Source organism: Stenotrophomonas sp. P5_B8 (genome assembly GCF_054049855.1).
Window position 1 is genome coordinate 1 of sequence record NZ_JBFULO010000460.1, and the last position, 2,880, is coordinate 2,880.

Annotated in this window: 3 protein-coding genes and 1 pseudogene; 3 read left to right on the top strand and 1 reads right to left on the bottom strand. The window is 67.4% G+C overall.

Going from position 1 to position 2,880, the window contains the following annotated elements; all coding sequences use genetic code 11:
- From asnB to bfr, 3 genes and pseudogenes are all read left to right on the top strand, one after another.
- Window positions 1–314, top strand: a pseudogene (asnB, locus tag ACXJKH_RS18005) (asparagine synthase B); the annotation flags it as partial.
- Window positions 315–387: 73 nt separating this feature from the next.
- A complete protein-coding gene (locus tag ACXJKH_RS18010; protein ID WP_457321380.1) occupies window positions 388–1,788 on the top strand; it encodes a cation:proton antiporter in 1,401 nt (466 codons plus the stop codon).
- Window positions 1,789–1,954: 166 nt separating this feature from the next.
- Entirely contained in the window at window positions 1,955–2,443 is a 489-nt protein-coding gene (bfr, locus tag ACXJKH_RS18015; protein WP_256777386.1) for a bacterioferritin, read from the top strand.
- Between the two features lie 239 nt (window positions 2,444–2,682).
- Here bfr and ACXJKH_RS18020 read toward each other — a convergent pair.
- Window positions 2,683–2,880, bottom strand: a 198-nt coding sequence (locus ACXJKH_RS18020) for an integrase core domain-containing protein (protein ID WP_457321383.1), incomplete at its 5' end; no start/stop codon positions are given.

Consider the following 2,880-nt stretch of genomic DNA (forward strand, 5'->3'; position numbering starts at 1 on the left):
GGTTCAGCGATGGCGTCGGCTATGGCTGGATCGACGGGCTCAAGGCGCATGCCGACGCGCAGATCAGCGACCGGGTGATGGCCGCGGCCGACAAGCGGTTCGTGCACAACCCGCCGCAGACCAAGGAGGCGTACTACTACCGCCACGTCTTCGAGCAGTACTTCCCGACCCAGGCCGCGGCCGAAACGGTGCCGGGGGGCAAGTCGATCGCGTGCTCGTCGCCAGCGGCGATTGCCTGGGATGCCAGCTTTGCCAGCATGGCCGACCCCTCCGGCCGTGCGGTGGCCGGCGTGCACGAGCAGGCGCTGGCCTGATCGGCGCATGCGCTGCACGGCGCAGCCGCGCCGTGCAGCGGTAGAATCGCCCCTCAATCGATGGGGATCGGTAATGGAAGCAGATACCACCGGCGGCATGCGCCGCAGCGGGCTGGCGTGGCGTTACCTGGGCTGGGTGGCGCTGCCACTGCTGGTTGGCCTCGCGCTGGCACGCTACGCCGGCCCGAACGTTGCCGTGCAGGCGGCCCGCGCCGAGTCGTCGCTGGGCACCGACTGGGCCGCCCACCTGCACGCGCCGCTGGGTCTGTTCCTGATGCAACTGCTGACGCTGCTGCTGGTGGCCAAGGGCGCCGGGTGGCTGTTCCGGCGGTTCGGCCAGCCGGGCGTAATCGGGGAAATGGCCGCCGGCCTGATGATGGGGCCGTTGGTGCTGGGGGCGTTGTTGCCGCAGCTGCATGGCGCGCTGTTCCCGCCCGCGTCGCTGGGGTCGCTGGGCCTGCTCAGTCAGTTGGGCGTGCTGATGTTCCTGCTGGTGGCCGGGGCCGAACTGGACCTGGGCGGGCTGCGCGGGCGTCGTCGCTTCGCCTTCGTGGTCAGCCATGCCGGCATTGCGGTGCCGTTCGTGCTTGGTGTCGGGCTGGCGATCTGGTTGTACCGCGCGCACGCACCGAGCGGGGTCGGCTTCACCGGCTTTGCCTTGTTTGTCGGCATTTCATTGAGCATCACCGCCTTCCCGGTGCTGCTGCGGATCCTGGCCGACCGCGGCATGACCAGCACGCCGCTCGGGCAGACCGCGATCGCCTGCGCTGCGCTGGGCGATGCCACCGCGTGGTGCCTGCTGGCGCTGATCGTGGCCGCCGCACAGGCGCAGGGGTGGGGGCCGGCGACGATCAACCTGGTCTGCGTGGTGGCGTTTGTCGGCGTGATGCTGGCGGTGGTACGGCCATGGTTCTCGCGGCAGGTGATCGCCCCCGGCCAGGAAGGGCGCTGGCTGCTGGTGATGCTGCTGATGGCACTGGGCTGCGCGCTGGTGACCGAAATGCTGGGCATCCACGCGCTGTTCGGCGCGTTCGCCGCCGGTGTGGCGGTCTCGGGCAATGCGACGTTGCGACACACCGTGGCGACCAAGGTCGAGCCGTTCGCAGTGACCCTGCTGTTGCCGTTGTTCTTCGCCATGACCGGCCTGCGCATGCGCGCCGATGCATTGCAGGCCAGCGATCTGCTGCTGTGCCTGGCGGTGATCGGAGTGGCCACGCTGGGTAAGCTGATCGGCACCTGGAGCGCGGCCCGCGGTGCCGGCATGGACAACCACGAAGCGTGGAAGCTGGGTGCGCTGATGAACACCCGCGGTTTGATGGAGCTGATCGTGCTCAACCTGGGCTACGAGCTGGGCTTCCTCGGCGACCGCTTGTTCGCGGTGCTGGTGATCATGGCGCTGGTGACCACGGCCATGACCGGCCCGCTGTTGAACTGGATGGAGCGCGGGAGGGGCAGGGCCGGTGCCACGACGTAGCGCCGACCGTGGGTCGGCTGCTGTCCACCACGGTGCGCCCTCGGTTGAAGGCCTGTGCGGGCGATGTAGAGGCCGGGAGGCGCGCAACTGCAACTGATTCCGATTAGATCATTGGATTTCCGGATGCGGCACCATGGCGGCCATCGATCCACCAGGAAGCTCCCCCATGAAAGGCAATCCGGACGTCATCGCGTGTTTGAAGGAACTGCTGCGCGGCGAATTGGCTGCGCGTGACCAGTACTTCATCCATTCGCGCCGCTACGAGGACCAGGGCCTGTTCGCGCTGTACGAACGCCTGAACCACGAGATGGAAGAAGAGACCCAGCACGCCGATGCGCTGCTGCGCCGGATCCTGTTCCTGGGCGGCACCCCGGACATGCGACCGCATGCGTTCGAGCCCGGTGTGACCGTGGAAGAAATGCTGCAGAAGGATCTGGACACCGAATACAGCGTGCGCGACAACCTGGCCGCCGGCATGAAGCTGTGCGAGCAGCACCAGGATTACGTGAGCCGCGACATGCTGCTGGTGCAGCTCAAGGACACCGAGGAAGACCACGCCTGGTGGCTGGAACAGCAGCTGGGCCTGATCAAGCGCATCGGCCTGGCGCTGTACCAGACCAGCAAGATGGATGCCAAGGGAACGGCGGCGCACTGACGCGCTTCAGCCCCACGATGTGCTGCGCACATCGCGGGTCCCGGCGTATCCGTTCGGGCATCGCGGGGAGCCGGCCAACGGCCGGCACTACCGACGCCTTGGTTCCACCGCGCGCCAGCCAGCCTTCGCCAGCACGCCGCATCAACCCCGCGTCCGCCCGCCAGCATCCGCCAGCCAGCCGACGTTCAATGACCCGTCCTGCCATAGGTTGACACCTGTGGCGGATGATTCAGCCGCCGTCAGGCGGCCAAGGACGCCCGATGGACTGCATCGGGCGTCTGCATTTTAAGGGACAGGTGCGGTCGCTCGGCGTTATAGATCGCCACCGACTCGGCCACCATCTGCCGTGCCTGCGCCAGGTCCCGAGGGCGATGCAGCAGGAATTCGCCTTTCAAGATCCCATTTACCCGTTCTGCCAGCGCATTCTGGTAGCAATC

Excerpts from the sequence above, each read along its gene's own strand:
- ACXJKH_RS18010 (WP_457321380.1), top strand. The coding sequence starts at position 388 with ATGGAAGCAGATACCACCGGCGGCATGCGCCGCAGCGGGCTGGCGTGG.
- bfr (WP_256777386.1), top strand. The coding sequence starts at position 1,955 with ATGAAAGGCAATCCGGACGTCATCGCGTGTTTGAAGGAACTGCTGCGC.